This window comes from Variovorax paradoxus, from assembly GCF_009498455.1.
GTDB lineage: Bacteria > Pseudomonadota > Gammaproteobacteria > Burkholderiales > Burkholderiaceae_C > Variovorax > Variovorax paradoxus_H.
Genome location: NZ_CP045644.1, coordinates 1355793 through 1371517 on the forward strand (window position 1 = coordinate 1355793; position 15725 = coordinate 1371517).

15 protein-coding genes are annotated in these 15725 nt (G+C 68.5%); all 15 read right to left on the reverse strand.

Going from position 1 to position 15725, the window contains the following annotated elements:
- Positions 1 to 78 precede the first annotated feature (78 nt).
- A complete protein-coding gene (locus tag GFK26_RS06060) occupies positions 79 to 1125 on the reverse strand; it encodes a homocysteine S-methyltransferase family protein (protein ID WP_153281212.1) in 1047 nt (348 codons plus the stop codon).
- Between the two features lie 41 nt (positions 1126 to 1166).
- Positions 1167 to 1994 (reverse strand): N-formylglutamate deformylase, encoded by an 828-nt coding sequence (hutG, locus tag GFK26_RS06065; protein ID WP_153281213.1) that lies wholly within the window; start codon positions 1992 to 1994, stop codon positions 1167 to 1169.
- A 10-nt stretch (positions 1995 to 2004) separates the two neighbouring features.
- Positions 2005 to 3456, reverse strand: coding sequence for a formimidoylglutamate deiminase (locus GFK26_RS06070; protein ID WP_153281214.1), 1452 nt, complete (start codon positions 3454 to 3456; stop codon positions 2005 to 2007).
- On the reverse strand, positions 3453 to 4739 hold the full coding sequence (gene hutI, locus GFK26_RS06075) for an imidazolonepropionase (RefSeq protein ID WP_153285870.1): 1287 nt from the start codon (positions 4737 to 4739) through the stop codon (positions 3453 to 3455). Before hutI ends, GFK26_RS06070 begins: the two co-directional genes overlap by 4 nt.
- 27 nt (positions 4740 to 4766) lie before the next feature.
- Entirely contained in the window at positions 4767 to 5342 is a 576-nt protein-coding gene (locus GFK26_RS06080) for a HutD family protein (RefSeq protein ID WP_153281215.1), read from the reverse strand.
- A 125-nt stretch (positions 5343 to 5467) separates the two neighbouring features.
- Positions 5468 to 6136, reverse strand: a complete 669-nt coding sequence (locus GFK26_RS06085) for an amino acid ABC transporter permease (protein ID WP_153281216.1) — start codon at positions 6134 to 6136, stop codon at positions 5468 to 5470.
- Positions 6137 to 6143: 7 nt separating this feature from the next.
- Positions 6144 to 6896, reverse strand: coding sequence for a transporter substrate-binding domain-containing protein (locus tag GFK26_RS06090; protein WP_153281217.1), 753 nt, complete (start codon positions 6894 to 6896; stop codon positions 6144 to 6146).
- 53 nt (positions 6897 to 6949) lie between these two features.
- Positions 6950 to 7684 carry an IclR family transcriptional regulator gene (locus GFK26_RS06095; protein ID WP_101493551.1) on the reverse strand — a complete coding sequence of 245 codons (735 nt, stop codon included), beginning with the start codon at positions 7682 to 7684 and terminating at the stop codon, positions 6950 to 6952.
- 135 nt (positions 7685 to 7819) lie between these two features.
- Complete coding sequence (locus GFK26_RS06100) at positions 7820 to 8659, reverse strand: phytanoyl-CoA dioxygenase family protein (RefSeq protein WP_153281218.1); 840 nt, start codon at positions 8657 to 8659, stop codon at positions 7820 to 7822.
- A 69-nt stretch (positions 8660 to 8728) separates the two neighbouring features.
- The gene (gene hutU / locus GFK26_RS06105) at positions 8729 to 10456 is read right to left on the reverse strand and encodes a urocanate hydratase (protein ID WP_153281219.1); all 1728 of its coding nucleotides are present in this window, start codon (positions 10454 to 10456) and stop codon (positions 8729 to 8731) included.
- Positions 10457 to 10498: 42 nt separating this feature from the next.
- Positions 10499 to 12061 carry a histidine ammonia-lyase gene (hutH, locus tag GFK26_RS06110; RefSeq protein ID WP_153281220.1) on the reverse strand — a complete coding sequence of 521 codons (1563 nt, stop codon included), beginning with the start codon at positions 12059 to 12061 and terminating at the stop codon, positions 10499 to 10501.
- A 64-nt stretch (positions 12062 to 12125) separates the two neighbouring features.
- Positions 12126 to 12863: a histidine utilization repressor gene (gene hutC, locus GFK26_RS06115; protein WP_153281221.1), complete on the reverse strand. Its 738-nt coding sequence runs from the start codon at positions 12861 to 12863 to the stop codon at positions 12126 to 12128.
- A 174-nt stretch (positions 12864 to 13037) separates the two neighbouring features.
- Positions 13038 to 13826: an ABC transporter ATP-binding protein gene (locus GFK26_RS06120; protein WP_099797335.1), complete on the reverse strand. Its 789-nt coding sequence runs from the start codon at positions 13824 to 13826 to the stop codon at positions 13038 to 13040.
- Positions 13827 to 13828: 2 nt separating this feature from the next.
- Positions 13829 to 14674, reverse strand: coding sequence for an ABC transporter permease (locus GFK26_RS06125; RefSeq protein WP_194274035.1), 846 nt, complete (start codon positions 14672 to 14674; stop codon positions 13829 to 13831).
- A gap of 13 nt (positions 14675 to 14687) precedes the next feature.
- Positions 14688 to 15653 carry an ABC transporter substrate-binding protein gene (locus tag GFK26_RS06130; protein ID WP_153281222.1) on the reverse strand — a complete coding sequence of 322 codons (966 nt, stop codon included), beginning with the start codon at positions 15651 to 15653 and terminating at the stop codon, positions 14688 to 14690.
- Positions 15654 to 15725: the final 72 nt, after the last annotated feature.

Below are 15725 nucleotides of genomic sequence, written 5' to 3' on the forward strand. Positions count from 1 at the left end.
GGGTGGCTCCTGTGCGCGCCAGCGTAGGCGCGGGGCGCGGAGCCGTCAATCAGCCGAAGGCGCGCGCGGCGCCTGGCTTCAGGCAGCTTCTTTGTAGAAACCGTTGGTGTTCAGCAGGCGGCCCTTGGCCGGTGCCACCGCCGCGCCGATCGCCGCGATGTGGTCCGGCGTCGTGCCGCAGCAGCCGCCCACGATGTTCACCAGCCCCTCGGCCGCGAACTCGTGCAGCAGGCGCGAGGTGACGTCGGGCGTCTCGTCGAAGCCGGTGTCGCTCATCGGGTTGGGCAGGCCGGCATTCGGGTAGCAGCTGATGTAGGTGTCGCCCGCCACGCGCGCCAGCTCCTGGATGTAGGGGCGCATCAGCGTCGCGCCCAGCGCGCAGTTCAGGCCGATGGCCAGCGGCTGCGCATGGCGCACGCTGTGCCAGAAGGCGGTGACGGTCTGGCCGCTGAGGATGCGGCCCGAGGCGTCGGTCACCGTGCCGCTGATGATCAGCGGCAGGCGGTGCCCGCTGTTGTCGAAGTACTCGTCCACCGCGAACAGCGCGGCCTTGGCGTTGAGCGTGTCGAAGATCGTCTCGACCAGGATCACGTCGGCGCCGCCTTCGACGAGCGCTTCGGTCTGCTCGTAGTACGCCGCGCGCAGCGATTCGAAATCGACATTGCGTGCGCCCGGGTCGTTCACGTCGGGGCTGATGCTCGCCGTCTTGGGCGTCGGGCCGAGGGCGCCGGCCACGAAGCGCGGCTTGTCCGGCGTGCTGTACTTGTCGCAGGCCGCGCGCGCCAGCTTGGCCGACTCGAGGTTCATCTCGCGCGCCAGGTGGGCCATCTTGTAGTCCTCCTGCGCGATGGTGGTGGCGCCGAAGGTGTTGGTCTCGATGAGGTCGGCGCCGGCCGCGAGGTAGGCCTCGTGGATGTCGGTGATGACGTCGGGCCGCGTGAGCGACAGCAGCTCGTTGTTGCCCTTCACGTCGCGCTCGAAGTCCTTGAAGCGCTCGCCGCGGTACTGTTCTTCGGTGAGCTTGAAGCGCTGGATCATCGTGCCCATCGCGCCGTCGAGGATGGCGATGCGTTGGGCGAGGATGCCAGGCAGGGCCTGGCCGCGGGTGTAGATGACGGGCTTCATAGACCCCGATTGTAGAAACCGGGGCCCGGCCCTGATGCCCGTCAGCCCTTTCGCTGACCCTCGACGAAGGCCAGCACCGCTTCCAGCATCCGGCGCACATGCGGCTTCACGCCCGCCGCCACGTCGGGCAGGTAGTCGAAGGGCAGCGCTTCCTGCATGTAGCTCGACTGCGTCATCTCCAGCTGCACCGCGTGCACGCCGCCGGCCGGGTTGCCGTACTGGCGCGTGATGTGGCCGCCCTTGAAGCGGCCGTTGAGCACGCCGGTGTAGCCCGGCGCCGATTCGGCGATGCCGCGCAGCGTGGCGGCCAGCGCGGGGTCGCAGCTCTTGCCGTCGGCGGTGCCCAGGTTCAGGTCGGGCAGCTTGCCTTCGAAGAAGCGCGGCAGCACGGAGCGGATCGAGTGCGCATCCCACAGCGCGACGGTGCCGTGCGCGGCCGTGAGGCGGTCGAGCTCGGCCTGCAGTTGCTGGTGATAGGGGCGCCAGACGGCGTCGCGGCGTTCGGCGATCTCGGCGTCGGACGGGTGCTCGCCGGTGTTCGCGTAGACCGGCGTGTCGTCGAAGGTGTCGACCGGGCACAGGCCGGTGACGCTCTGGCCCGGGTACAGGCTGGCGCCGTCCGGCGGACGGTTCAGGTCGACCACGTAGCGCGAGTGCGTGGCCACGAGCACCGAGGCGCCGAGTGCATCGGCAAAGTCGTAGAGCTGTTCGAGGTGCCAGTCGGTGTCGGGCACGTGGCGTGCCTCGTCGGTGAAGCGCGCGGCCAGCGCGGGCGGCACATGCGTGCCGACGTGCGGCATCGAGATCAGCAGCGGGCGCGTGCCCTGGCGAAAGCGGAACGCCGGTTCGGTGGTGGTGAAGAGAGCCATGGGTGAATTCTCAGTCTTGCAGAAGGTGGGTGCGTGCCGCCACGAAGGCGGAAGCCGCGCTGTCGTGCAGCGCGTGGCGGCCGGCCGTGACGCGCGCGCGGCCCGCCACCCAGACCGCGTCGACGGCCGAGGTGCGGTGGCTTGCAAACACATGGGCCGAGAGCATGTCGGGGGCCGACAGGCCCCGCAGCGCGAGGTGGTTGGCATCGAGCACGACGAAGTCGGCCTGCTGCCCCGCGGCCAGCCCGCCGACCGTGCGGCCCGCCGCCTGCGCCCCGCCCTGCACGGCTTCGAGCGTGAGCGCGGTGGCCACGTGCGGCTGCGCTGCGCTGGCGCCGACGTTGCGCTGGCGCCTGGCGAAACGCTGGCTGTATTCGAGCATCAGCAGTTCTTCGGCCGCGTTGACGCTGGCGTGGCTGTCGGAGCCCACGCCCCAGGCGCCGCCGTGGCTGCGCCAGCGCGCGAAGTCGAAGATGCCGTCGCCGAGGTTGGCTTCGGTCGTCGGGCACAGGCCCGCGACCGCGCCGCTGCGTGCGGCGTATTCGTACTCGGCGTCGTTCATGTGCGTGGCGTGCACGAGGCACCAGCGCGCATCGACGCTCGCGTGGTCGAGCAGCCATTCGACCGGGCGCAGGCCGCTCCACTCCACGCAGTCGTCCACTTCCTTCGTCTGCTCGGCGATGTGGATATGGACCGGCGCGGTGCGGTCGATGGCGTCGAGGCCGGCGAGTGCCTCGCGCAGCGCTTCGGGCGGCACGGCGCGCAGCGAATGCGGCGCCAGGCCCAGGCGCGCGCCCTGCGCGTCGCAGTCGGGCTTGAGCGTGTCGAGCAGGCGCAGCATCGACTCGGTCGAGCGGATGAAGCGGCGCTGCCCGTCGGTGGGCGGCTGGTCGCCGAAGCCGCTGGTCTGGTAGAGCACCGGCAGCAGCGTGAAGCCGATGCCGGTGTTGTGCGCGGCGCGCAGCAGCGCGCGGCTCAGCGCCGCGTCGTCGGCGTAGGGGCGGCCATCGGTGTCGTGGTGCACGTACTGGAACTCACACACGCTGGTGTAGCCCGCCTCAAGCATCTCGGCGTAGAGCCAGGTCGCGATGGCTTCCATGTGCTGCGGGCCGAGGCGCGCGGCAAAGCGGTACATCAGCGTGCGCCAGCTCCAGAAACTGTCCTGCTGCTCGGCGCGGTGCTCGGTGAGGCCCGCGAAGGCGCGCTGGAAGGCATGCGAATGCAGGTTGGGCATGCCGGGGATCACCGGGCCGGTCGCCACTTGCACACCAGCGGGTGGTTGCGTGGCGGACTGGACCTGCGTGAGCTGGCCGGCGTCATTCCACGACAGCAGGACGTTCTTCGTCCACCCCGCGGGCAGCAGCGCATCGGCTGCGAAAAGTGTTTGTCTTGCGCCCTCTCCCTCTGGGAGAGGGTTGGGGTGAGGGCTGTCGGCCTTCGATATCACTGTCGTCGTATTCATGGCCGCTGGCCCTCACCCTGCCCTCTCCCAGAGGGAGAGGGGAAAGAAATACAAATACGGCCCTGGCGCACCGCGGTGCGCAGTGGACGTTGACCGAACCAGTAGGCCAGCTCGGCCGCTTCGCGCACGTTCCACAGCACGAAGTTGGCGGGCAAGCCGGGCGCGATGGCGCCGTGCGTGGCCTGCAGGCCCAGCGCGCGCGCGGCGTGCACGGTGACGCCGGCCAGCGCCTCGGGCACGGTGAGGCGGAACAGCGTGCAGGCCATGTTGACCATCAGCAGCAGGCTCAGCGTCGGCGAGGTGCCGGGGTTGTGGTCGGTCGACACGGCCATCGGCACGCCCGCGGCGCGCAGCGCGTCGATGGGCGGCAGGTGCGTGTCGCGCAGCGTGTAGTAGGCGCCGGGCAGCAGCACGGCCACGGTGCCCGACTGGCGCATGGCCGCGATGCCGTCGGCCGACAGGTGCTCGATGTGGTCGCACGACAGCGCGCCGTAGCGCGCGGCGAGCGCGGCGCCGCCCATGTCCGAGAGTTGCTCGGCATGCAGCTTGACTGGCAGTCCCAGCGCCTGGGCGGCTTTGAAAACCTGCTCGGTTTCCGCGAGCGAGAAGGCGATGCGTTCGCAGAACACATCGACCGCATCGACCAGCCCTTCGGCCGCGAGCGCGGGCAGCATCTCTTTGCAGACGAGGTCGATGTAGTCGCCGCTGCGGCCCGCGTATTCCGGCGGCAGCGCGTGCGCGCCGAGAAAGGTGGTGCGCACGGTGACACCGTAGGCCTCGCCCAGGCGCCGCGCCACGCGCAGCTGCTTGCGCTCGTGTTCGAGCGCGAGGCCGTAGCCCGACTTGATCTCGATGGCGCAGACGCCGTCGGCCAGCAGCTGTTCGAGGCGCGATGCGGCCTGTGCGAACAGCGTGTCCTCGTCGGCCTCGCGCGTGGCGCGCACCGATGAGACGATGCCGCCGCCGGCCTTCGCCACTTCTTCGTACGTGGCGCCCGCGAGCCGCATCGCGAACTCGTTGGCACGCTGGCCGCCGTAGACCAGGTGCGTGTGGCAATCGACAAGGCCAGGCGTGACGAGCGCGCCGCCGCCGTCGTGCGGCGCGAGCCCCGCGAACTCGGCGGGCAGATCGGCGCGCGCACCGACCCAGCGGATCGTGCCCTGCGCGACCACGAGGGCGGCTTCGGCATCGGGCGCCAAGCTCAGGCCAGGCGCCGCACCGGGTGCGAGGCGCAGGCCGGTCCAGAGGCCGTCGGCCGAGGGGAATTCGCTGGGGGGTTTCATCGTCATCTCTTTGTGTCCTTTCGCCGGTCAGCCGGGCACGAAGCGCACGGCCACGAGCCGCGCGTCTTCACTGCCCGGTGCGGCTTGCCACGCTTGCGCGTGATCGGTCCAGCACAGGCCTTCGCCTTCAGCCAGGGCTTCGTCGTCATTCAAGCGCCAATCGCCACGCAACGCCAGCAGCACGCCGTGCGCCGCGGGCGCGATGTCGACGGCATGGTCCAGCACCTGCACGTCGGCGCGCCACTGGCCGCCGCGCGTCATCACGTTGAAGTCGTTCGAGGCGCCGCCGAGCAGCGTGCAGTCGATCGGGTCGTCACCGGAAAAGGCGAAGGGCCGGTGCGGCACGTCGAGCCGGTGCGACACGCGGCCGTCGTGCGTGAAGAGGCGCACGCCGTCGCCTTCGAGCAGCATGATCTGGCGGTCGACACCGGGGAACACCGAGAACGGGCCGGGCGACGCGATGGTCGCGATGCTCACGCGCCAGCCGAAGCTGTCGAGCCCCGCACCTGGCGGCCAGCTGGCGATTTCCTGCGTGGTGCCGCCGCCGTTTTTCCAGGGCGTGGCGCGCAGGGTGGCACGGGAAAAGCGTTGCACGCCGGTCATTGCTCCTTCCCCCTCTGGGGGAAGGTTGGGATGGGGGCAGCGCCCAACGAGCGCCGCGCTTGGATCAAGGCCGTCGTGCCCCACCCCTGCCCTCCCCAGAGGGAGGGAGAAAACAGCGAAGCCACTCATCGCATCAACCCGCCCTGGCGCAGCTTCTGCTCGAAGTGCCGCAGGATCAAGGTCATCGTGCCCGTGAGCACGAAGTACACGACCGCAATCGCCAGGTACACCTCCAGCGAGCGGTACGACACGCTGATGATCTTCTGGCCTTCGTGCATCACGTCATGGATGGTCAGCAGCGAGACCAGCGCCGAGTTCTTGATGAGCGCGATGAACTCGTTGCCCAGCGGCGGAATCATGCGCACCACGGCCTGCGGCAACACGATCTGGCGCATCGCCACGCCGGGCGTCATGCCCAGCGATTGCGCGGCCAGGGTCTGGCCCTTGTCGATCGACTGGATCGCGCCGCGCACGATCTCCGACACGTAGGCGCCCGAGTACACGCCGAGCCCCAGCACACCGCACAAGAAGGCCGGCAGCAGGATGCCGAAGTGCGGCAGGCCGAAGAACAGGATGAACAGCTGCACCAGCAGCGGCGTGCCGCGAATGGCCGCCACGTAGGCGGTGCACACGCCGTAGATCCAGCGCCGCTTCGGGTTCAGCCGGCCGATGCCGACCAGCAGGCCCAGCACGCAACCGAGCGCCAGCGCGCAGGCGGTGATTTCCACCGTGACCAGCGCGCCGCGCAGCAGGTCGGGCCAGCCCTGCCAGACGGGCGAGAAATCGAGATCCATGGTCCGCTTACTTGGCGTTGGCGCTGAACCACTTTTTGACGATGGCCGCGTAGGTGCCGTCGGCCTTGAGCTTCTCGATCGCGCCGTTCACGGCCTTGGTGAGCTCGGGCGTGTCCTTGCGGATGGCCATGCCGTATTCCTCGGTGGTGATCTGCTCGTCGAGCACCTTCAGGCCGCCGCGCGTGCGCACGTACTGGAAGGCGGCGGGCTTGCCGGTGACGGCGGCGTCGGCGCGGCCGATGTCCACGAGGTTGAACATCTCCTGGTTCTTCTCGACTTCCAGCAGCTGCACCTGCGGGAATTTTTCCTTCGTGTACGACACGGACTTGGTGCCCACCTGCACGCTGACCTTCTTGCCGTTGATGTCGGCCGGCTTCTTGATGGTCGTGTTGTTGTCCTTCACCATGACCACGAGGCCGCCGGCGTAGTACGGCACGGTGAAGTCGACGACCTTCTTGCGCTCGTCGGTGATGTAGATGCCCGACACGGCCATGTCGAAGCGCTTCGAGATGAGGCCCGGCACGAGGCCCTTGAAGTCGATGTCGATCCACTCGATCTTGCGGCCCAGCGTCTTGCCGATGGCCTCGACCAGCTCGACGTCGAAGCCGGTGCGCTTGCCGTTTTCCACGAACTCCATCGGCGGGAAGGTGGCGTCGGTGGCCACGCGCAGCGGCTCGCCCTGGGCGTGTGCAGCGCCAGCGAAACCGAAGAAGGCGAGGCCGGACAGGGCGGCGGCGACGAGGGTGCGACGGGTGTTCATGAGAGGGCTTTCGTGGAGGTGAGGGAGAAGGGAGAAAAGAAAAAACGGTGCGGCTACTGCAGTGCGCGCGAGATGCGGGCCGCCGTGACGACGGTCATGTGGACCAATGCAGCTTCCATGCCTTCGACGCGCGTGAGCGGCGCCATCAGCGTGATCGCGCCGCGCAGCCGACGGCCCGCGGCCAGCACCGGTGCGCTCGCGCCCCAGACGCCGGCATCGACCTCGCCGTGCGTGACGGCATGGCCGGCGGCGCGGATGGTGTCGAGTTCGGCGGCGCGCTCGGCGCGGCGTTCGGGGGCTTCGTCGAGACCGTCGAGCAGCAGGTCGCGCGCATCGTCGGGCGCATGCGCCAGCAGGCACTTGGCGCTGGCGCCGTCGCGCGCGGGCACGCTGCGGCCGCGGTCGAAGGAGCAGCGCAGCGACTGTTCGCTGTCGATCATCTCCAGGCACACGACGCGGTCGTTCACGAGGGTGACGAGCGCCACGCTCTCGTGGCTCTGCTGCGCCAGCACGCGCATGTCGGCGCGCGCGGCCATTACGAGGTCGGAGTTGCCGTCGAAGCCGCTGGCCAGCTGCACGCTGACGGGCCCCGGCGAGTAGCGGCCTTCGGACTCCATCACGAAGCCCCAGCGGCGCAAGGTGGCGACCTGCCGGTACAGCGTGCTCTGCGACAGGCCCGTGGCCTGCACGAGCTCGGCCGCCGTCATCGCCGCCTTGCTTTGCGCCAGCACCGACAGCACGAACAGCGCGCGGTCGTTGTGGGCAGGAGCGTCAAGGGGGGTCGTCATCGGGGGCAATCGCTGGGCGGTCGAAAGTGGATGCGGCGTGCAGTATCTTGCTCGCCGTTCTCACGTCCAAGCCCGAATTCCCACGCGATGGGAATGAGCGCGTTTTTTCTTTCTACCTTCGTCTTACCCGGGGCATCAGACAGCGAGCAACGGGAAGAGCGGATCGTCCATCGGCGCGCCCGCCGGGAGGCGCTCGGCCAGGCCCGGGAAATCGGGCGAGGTCTTCCAGCTGCGCGGCGCGTGGCGGATGTCGTCGCCGAGGAATCGCACCGAGAACACACGGCGCCGGTTCGGCCCCTCGACGCCGGCCGCCGCATGCAGCGTGAGCATGTGGAAGCAGACGAAGTCGCCGGGCTCGATGTCCCAGCCGACGATGGGAAAGCGCTCGCGCGCACCCTCGATGTCGGGCAGGTCTTCCAGGCTGCCTTCGGGGAACCACTTGGCGTGGTTGTCCATGAAGGTGCGCGGCATGAGCCACGGCCCCTTGTGGGAGCCGGCCACGAACTCGAGCGTGGCGGCACGCGACACCGGATCGACCGGAATCCACATGCTGACGTTCTGCGCGCCGTCGATGTTGTAGTAGGGCTGGTCCTGGTGCCACGGCGTGCGCTGGCGCGTGCCGGGCTCCTTCACGAGCAGGTGGTCGTGGTACAGGCGCACGGTGTCCGAGCCCATGAGCCGCTGCGCGAGGGGCGCCAGCGGCGCCTCCCTGATGAAGCGGCCGAAGGCGTCGATCTCCTGCCAGTTGCAGAAGTCCTCGAAGAAGCGGCCCGGGTCGTCGGGCCGGCTCGCGACCTTGGCGCGCGGGCTGGGCGCCGCCAGGTTCGCTTCGATGCCGTCACGCAGCAGCGCGAGTTCGTCGGCCGTGAGCAGCTGGCGGATGCAGACCGCGCCGTCGCGCTGGAACTGCGCCACCAGCGCGTCGTCCACGCGTTCGCGCACGCGGCGCTGCAGGTCGGAAGCATCGAGGGTCATCGTCGGGTCTCCTTTTTTTCGGGGTGTCGGGTGACCCGCTTTTTTACTGCACCTGCTGCATCACGCGAGTCACTTGATCATTGGCAGCTTGAGCCCTTGCTTCTTCGCCGTGGCGACCGCGATGTCGTAGCCCGCGTCGGCATGGCGCATGACGCCAGTCGCCGGATCGTTGAAGAGCACGCGCCCGATGCGCTGGGCGGCAGCGTCGGTGCCGTCGCACACGATCACCACGCCCGAGTGCTGCGAGTAGCCCATGCCGACGCCACCGCCGTGGTGCAGGCTGACCCAGGTCGCGCCGCCCGCGGTGTTGAGCAGTGCGTTGAGCAGCGGCCAGTCGGAGACGGCGTCGGTGCCGTCCTTCATGGCTTCGGTCTCGCGGTTCGGGCTGGCGACCGAGCCGGTGTCGAGGTGGTCGCGGCCGATGACGATGGGTGCCTTCAGCTCGCCGTTCTTCACCATCTCGTTGAAGGCCAGGCCGGCGATGTGGCGCTCGCCCAGGCCGAGCCAGCAGATGCGTGCGGGCAGGCCCTGGAAGGCGATGCGCTCGCGCGCCATGTCGAGCCAGCGGTGCGTGTGGGTGTTCTCGGGGAACAGCTCCTTGATCTTGGCGTCGGTCTTGTAGATGTCTTCCGGATCGCCCGAAAGCGCCACCCAGCGGAACGGGCCCTTGCCTTCGCAGAACAGGGGACGGATGTAGGCCGGCACGAAGCCGGGGAAGTCGAACGCGTTCTTCACGCCTTCGTCAAACGCGACTTGGCGGATGTTGTTGCCGTAGTCGACCGTGGGAATGCCCATGGCCTGGAAGTCGAGCATGGCCTGCACGTGCACGGCGCACGACTTCGCGGCGGCCTTCTTGAGCGCGTCGTGTTGCGACACATCCTTCATCGCGGCCTGCCACTGCGGCACGGTCCAGCCCGAGGGCAGGTAGCCGTTGATCAGGTCGTGCGCGGAGGTCTGGTCGGTCACGAGGTCGGGCTTGAGGCCGCCGGCGTTGGCGCGCTTCACGAGTTCCGGAAGGATGTCGGCGGCGTTGCCCAGCAGCGCGATCGACACCGCTTCCTTGGCATCGCAGTGCTGCTTGATCAGCTCGAAGGCATGGTCGATGTCGCGCGCCTGCTTGTCGACGTAGCGCGTGCGCAGGCGGAAGTCGATGCTCGACTGCTGGCACTCGATGTTGAGCGACACGGCGCCGGCCAGCGTGGCGGCGAGCGGCTGTGCGCCGCCCATGCCGCCGAGGCCCGCCGTCAGGATCCACTTGCCCGCGAGGCTGTTGTTGTAGTGCTGGCGGCCGGCTTCGACGAAGGTCTCGAAGGTGCCTTGCACGATGCCCTGGCTGCCGATGTAGATCCAGCTGCCCGCCGTCATCTGGCCGTACATGAAGAGGCCCTGGCGGTCGAGTTCGTTGAAGTGTTCCCAGTTGGCCCACTTCGGCACGAGGTTCGAATTGGCGAGCAGCACGCGCGGCGCGTTCTCGTGCGTCTTGAACACGCCTACGGGCTTGCCCGATTGGATGAGCAAGGTCTCGTCGTCTTCGAGTTCCTTCAGCGACGCGAGGATCTGGTCGTAGCAGGCCCAGTCGCGCGCGGCGCGGCCGATGCCGCCGTACACCACGAGATCCTGCGGCCGCTCGGCCACCTCGGCGTCGAGGTTGTTCTGCAGCATGCGGAACGGCGCTTCGGTGAGCCAGCTCTTGCAGTTCAGTTCGGTGCCGCGCGGGGCGCGGATCACGCGGGTCGGGTCATGGCGCGGGTCGGCGGCGGCGTTGGTGTTCAGGGCGAATTTGTCGGGTGCGTTCATGGCGTGGTTCTCCTTGTCGGGTGGGCAGACGGACGGTTCGGATTACTTGGCGTGGCTGGGCAGGATGTCGAGCAGCGCGGCCGGCAGGTCGGCCGCGAGCGCCCACAGGCGCATGGCTTCGATGTCGGGTGCGAGGTAGCGGTCGCGCTCGAGGAAGGCGACCTTCTGGCGGATGCGGGCGAACTCGGCTTCGACCAGCGGCGAGCTCTTGAGCCCGCGTTTCAGTTCGATGCCTTGCGCGGCAGCCATCGCTTCGATGCCGACGACGACTGCCGTGTTGTTGACCATGTCGCCGAGGCGGCGCGCCGCGAAGGTGGCCATCGACACATGGTCTTCCTGGTTGGCCGAGGTCGGCAGGCTGTCGACGCTGGCGGGGTGCGCGTGCGACTTGTTTTCCGACGCGAGCGCGGCGGCCGTGACCTGCGCGATCATGAAGCCGGAGTTCAGGCCGCCGTCGCGCACGAGGAAGGGCGGCAGGCCCGAGAGGCCGCTGTCGAGCAACAGCGCGAGGCGGCGCTCGGCAATGGCGCCGACTTCGCTCACGGCCAACGCAATGATGTCGGCCGCGAAGGCGACCGGCTCGGCGTGGAAGTTGCCGCCCGAGATCACCTCGCCCGTGTCGCAGAACACCAGCGGGTTGTCCGATGCGGCGTTGGCTTCGATGACCAGCACGCGCGAGGCGTGGGCCAGGTTGTCGAGGCAGGCGCCCATCACTTGGGGAATGCAGCGCACCGAGTACGGGTCTTGCACGCGGCCGCAGTCGGCGTGCGACGGCACGATCTCGCTGCCGTCGAGCAGCGTGCGCACGGCGCCGGCGACGGCGATCTGGCCGGGCTGGCCGCGTGCGGCGTGGATGCGCGCGTCGAAGGGCTTGATCGAACCCTGGATCGCTTCGAGCGACAGCGCGCCCGACATCAGCGCGGCGGCAAACACGTCTTCGGCGCCGAACAGGCCGGCCAGCGCCAGCGCGGTCGACACCTGCGTGCCGTTGAGCAGCGCCAGGCCTTCCTTGGGGCCGAGCACGAAGGGTTCGAGGCCGATGCTGCGCATCGCCTCGGCGCCGCTCACCTTCCGGCCGTCGGCCAGCGTGGCTTCGCCTTCGCCGATGAGCACGCAGGCCATGTGGGCCAGCGGCGCGAGGTCGCCCGAGGCGCCGACCGAGCCCTTGCACGGAATGCTGGGCGTGACGCTCGCGTTGAACAGCGCCAGCAGCGCATCGACCAGCGCGGGCCGCACGCCCGAGTGGCCGCGCGCCAGGCTCACGGCCTTGGTCGCGAGGATCATGCGCACCACCGGCGCGGCCAGTGGTTCGCCGGTGCCCACGCTGTGCGACAGCACGAGGTTGCGCTGCAGCTCGGCCAGGTGGTCGTTGCCGATGCGCGTGCTCGCGAGCTTGCCGAAACCGGTGTTGATGCCGTAGACCACCTCGTCGTTCTCGACGATGTGGCGCACCGCGGCCTCGGCCTTCTGCATGCCATCGAGCACCGACGGGTCGAGCGCAAGGCGCACGCCGCCGGCCTGGATGCGTCGCAGCATCGCAAGGTCGACCTTGCCGGGCGTGAGGGTCAGGGTGGCGTTGGAGGTGGCGGTGTGATTGCTTGGCATGTGAACCTGTCTATACAAGTGGTTGCGAGAGAAAACGTAGGCCTCTGAGGGTCGAAAAAAAGGGTTAGCCGAACGTGGGGTTGCCGTCGGCTTTGAAACGGCTGCCCAGGCTGTAGCGCGACGCGGGATGCAGGCAGCGCACCCAGGTCACGGGCGTGTTGCGGATCCAGGTGCGGCGCGTCAGCAGCAGGCACGGGTCGGTGGGCGCCATCGCGAGCCGCTCGGCCTGTTCGGCACTGGGCAGCACGGCATCGACGACGTGTTCGATCTGGTCGAAGGGCACGTGGCGCACGAGGTATTCGCTGGGCGGCACGACCGTGAAGTCCTGTTCGAGAAAGTCGGGCACGACCTGCGGGTTGACGTAGCGCTCTTCGAGCTGCACGGGCGTGTCGTTGTCCAGGTGCAGGCAGGCGCTGTGGAACACCGAGTCGCCCGCGCGCAGGTCGAGCCAGGCGGCCACGTCGGGCGAGGCCGCGAGGCGCTCGACCGCGAGCATCTCGCAGCGATAGTCGTGGCCGCGCTGGCGGATTTCGCTGGCGATGTTGGCGATCTGCAGCAGCGTCGATTGCGGCTTGTTCTCGGCCACGAAGCTGCCGACACCGGCCACGCGCACGATGCGGCCCTGCTCCATGAGCTCGCGCAGGGCGCGGTTCACGGTCATGCGCGCCATGCCGAACTGCGCGACCAGCTCGTTCTCGGAAGGCAGGCGGTGGCCGGGCGGCCACGTGCCGTCCTGGATCTTGCGGGAGATGTGATCCTTGACTTGCGCATAGAGCGCGAGGGACGGCAGGTCACGTTTCATCGTGCGGGCCCGTTCGGGTCTTGCTCCTTCCCCCTCTGGGGGAAGGTTGGGATGGGGCAGCCGCGGCGTACCAAACCGGCGCAGCGCATCCTTGAGGCCGTCGTGCCCCACCCTGCCCTCCCCAGAGGGGAGGGAGAAAGAAGACGAGGAGCCCACGACGCCTGGTGATTCATCTCAATGCTCCGCAGCGGCCATCGACTCGGCGCGGATTTCTTCGGTCAGACGCGCCTTGATGTCCATGAACTCCGGCGAGGTCTTGATGGTGTAGCTGCGCGGGTGCGGAAAGTCGACCGCGATCTCGGTCTTGATGCGGCCCGGCCGCGCGCTGAACACCGCCACGCGGTTGGCCATGAAGATCGCCTCGTCGATGTCGTGCGTGACGAACAGCACCGTCTTCTGCGCCGACTCCCAGATGCCGAGCAGCAGCTCCTGCATGAGCACGCGGGTCTGGTTGTCGAGCGCGCCGAAGGGCTCGTCGAGCAGCAGCATCTTGGGGTCGTTGGCCAGCGCGCGCGCAATGGCCGTGCGCTGCTGCATGCCGCCCGAGAGCTGCTTGGGAAAGTGGTGCTCGAAGCCGCGCAGGCCGACCTTGGCGATGAAGAACTCGCTGCGTTCCTTCTGGTCGGCTTCGCTCATGCCGCGCTCGCGCAGACCGAAGCGGATGTTCTGCGCCACGGTGAGCCAGGGGAACAGCGTGTAGCTCTGGAACACCACGCCGCGGTCGGCGCCCGGGCCTTCGATGCGCTCGCCGTCGAGCATCACCTGGCCGGTGGTCGGGAAGTCGAGCCCCGCCACGATGCGCAGCAGCGTCGACTTGCCGCAGCCCGAGGGGCCGAGGATGGTGACGAAGTCGTTCTCCTTCACCTCGAAGTCGATCGGCTGCAGCGCCTGCGTGCGCTGGCCCTTGGTGCCGGTGAAGACGCGCGAAACGCCTTGAATGGAGAGTTGGTTGTTGCTCGTCATCATCACAGTGCAGCCCATGCAAACAGACGGCGATTCATCGCCTTGAAAGCGAAGTCGGACAGCAGGCCGATGACGCCGATCACGATGATCCCGAAGATGATCTGCCCGGTGTTCAGCAGCGCCTGGCTGTCGGTGATCATGTGGCCGATGCCCGACGAGGAGCCGATGAGTTCGGCCACGATCACATACGTCCAGGCCCAGCCCAGCACGAGGCGCAGCGTTTCGGCGATGCCCGGTGCGGCGCCCGGAATGAGCACGCGCGCCACGATGCCGCGGCTGTTGGCGCCCAGCGTGTAGGCGGCCTCGACGAGGTCGCGCCGCGCGCCGCCCACGGTAACGGCCACCATCAGCACGATCTGGAAGAACGAGCCGATGAAGATCACCAGCAGCTTCTGCATTTCGCCCAGGCCCGCCCACAGGATGAGCAGCGGAATGAACGCCGAGGCCGGCAGGTAGCGGCAGAACGAGACGAAGGGCTCGAAGAAAGCCTCGACCGTCTTCCAGGTGCCCATGGCCACGCCCAGCGGCACCGCGAGCACGGCCGCCAGCAGGAAGCCGCCGAACACGCGCCACACGGTCATGCCGATGTCGCCGATGAAGCCGTACTCGGTGAAGAGCAGCCAGCCCTCCTTGACCATCGTGATCGGGCTCGCCAGGAAGGTGGGCGACACGAAGCCGCCCAGCGTGGCGATGCCCCACACCACCACGAAGAGCACGAAGAAGCCGAGCCCCAGCATCGTGCGCGCGGACGCGCTGATGGGTTCGAGCGGCGCGAACACGCGACGCCGCACGGGGGCTGCGGGCGGCGGCGCCTCGGCGCGCGCCGGCGCGGCGGTCATCGGTTGCATCTGCGGCAAGGCCTTACTTGACATAGCTGGCGTCGAAGGTGGCGGCGTAGTCTTCCGGCGCCTTGCGGATCACGCCGGCCTCCAGCAGGATGGCTGCGGCTTCCTTCATGAAGCTGGTGAGCTCGCCCGCAAAGAACTTCTGGTTGGCGGCCTTGTCCTGCCAGCGCAGGTAGGCCGACGACTTGGCGAACTGCTCGCCGCTTTGCTTGACGGCCGAGCCCATGAGCTCGTTCGACTTGGCCGGGTCGGCCTTGATCATGTCGAGCGCGTCGAAGTACGACTTGGTGAGCGCGGCGGCGGCCTTGGGGTTGGCCTTGAGCCAGGTGGGCGCGCAGCCGACGGTGTCCATCACCATCGGGTAGTCGAGCGTGGTGGCCAAAATCTTGCCGGCGGCCGGGTTGGCGCGCACGGTCGAGAGGTAGGGCTCGTAGGTCATGGCGGCGTCGTTCTGGCCGGCCACGAAGGCCTGCGCGGCGGGCTGCGGCTCGAGCGAAACCACCTTGACGTCCTTCAGCGTCATGCCGTTCTTGCTGAGCATCCAGGCCAGGCCGAAGTACGGCGCGGTGCCCGGGGCGCTCACGCCGATGCTCTTGCCCTTGAGGTCGGCAAAGCTCTTCACGTCGTTGCGCACGGCCAGGCCGTCGGCGCCGTAGGACTTGTCCATCTGGAAGATCTGCACGATCGGCACGCCGTTGGCGTTCCAAGCCACGTGCGTCTCCACGGTGGTGGCCGCGCACTGGATCGCGCCGGCGGCCAGCGCCAGGTGGCGGTCCTTCTGCGGGATCATCTTGAGTTCGACGTCCAGGCCGTTCTTCTTGAAGATGCCGGCCTTGTCGGCCAGCGAGAGCGGCGCAAAGCCGGTCCAGCCGGACATGCCGAGCGAAATCTTCGTGTCCTGGGCGGCGGCCGTTCCGGCCATGCCCGCTGCACATGCACCTGCTGCCAGCAGCGAAGCGACTTTCACAACTACCTTGACCATGGGGACTCCTGGTTCCATTTTTTGAGAGAGATGACTCGGCGATACATGCCCAGGGGATATGGACAGCACGCC

Bases quoted from the DNA above. Each gene is read 5' to 3' on its own strand.
- GFK26_RS06060 (WP_153281212.1), bottom strand. From the start codon at position 1,125: ATGAAGCCCGTCATCTACACCCGCGGCCAGGCCCTGCCTGGCATCCTC.
- hutG (WP_153281213.1), bottom strand. From the start codon at position 1,994: ATGGCTCTCTTCACCACCACCGAACCGGCGTTCCGCTTTCGCCAGGGC.
- GFK26_RS06070 (WP_153281214.1), bottom strand. From the start codon at position 3,456: ATGAATACGACGACAGTGATATCGAAGGCCGACAGCCCTCACCCCAAC.
- hutI (WP_153285870.1), bottom strand. From the start codon at position 4,739: ATGAAACCCCCCAGCGAATTCCCCTCGGCCGACGGCCTCTGGACCGGC.
- GFK26_RS06080 (WP_153281215.1), bottom strand. From the start codon at position 5,342: ATGACCGGCGTGCAACGCTTTTCCCGTGCCACCCTGCGCGCCACGCCC.
- GFK26_RS06085 (WP_153281216.1), bottom strand. From the start codon at position 6,136: ATGGATCTCGATTTCTCGCCCGTCTGGCAGGGCTGGCCCGACCTGCTG.
- GFK26_RS06090 (WP_153281217.1), bottom strand. From the start codon at position 6,896: ATGAACACCCGTCGCACCCTCGTCGCCGCCGCCCTGTCCGGCCTCGCC.
- GFK26_RS06095 (WP_101493551.1), bottom strand. From the start codon at position 7,684: ATGACGACCCCCCTTGACGCTCCTGCCCACAACGACCGCGCGCTGTTC.
- GFK26_RS06100 (WP_153281218.1), bottom strand. From the start codon at position 8,659: ATGACCCTCGATGCTTCCGACCTGCAGCGCCGCGTGCGCGAACGCGTG.
- hutU (WP_153281219.1), bottom strand. From the start codon at position 10,456: ATGAACGCACCCGACAAATTCGCCCTGAACACCAACGCCGCCGCCGAC.
- hutH (WP_153281220.1), bottom strand. From the start codon at position 12,061: ATGCCAAGCAATCACACCGCCACCTCCAACGCCACCCTGACCCTCACG.
- hutC (WP_153281221.1), bottom strand. From the start codon at position 12,863: ATGAAACGTGACCTGCCGTCCCTCGCGCTCTATGCGCAAGTCAAGGAT.
- GFK26_RS06120 (WP_099797335.1), bottom strand. From the start codon at position 13,826: ATGACGAGCAACAACCAACTCTCCATTCAAGGCGTTTCGCGCGTCTTC.
- GFK26_RS06125 (WP_194274035.1), bottom strand. From the start codon at position 14,674: ATGCAACCGATGACCGCCGCGCCGGCGCGCGCCGAGGCGCCGCCGCCC.
- GFK26_RS06130 (WP_153281222.1), bottom strand. From the start codon at position 15,653: ATGGTCAAGGTAGTTGTGAAAGTCGCTTCGCTGCTGGCAGCAGGTGCA.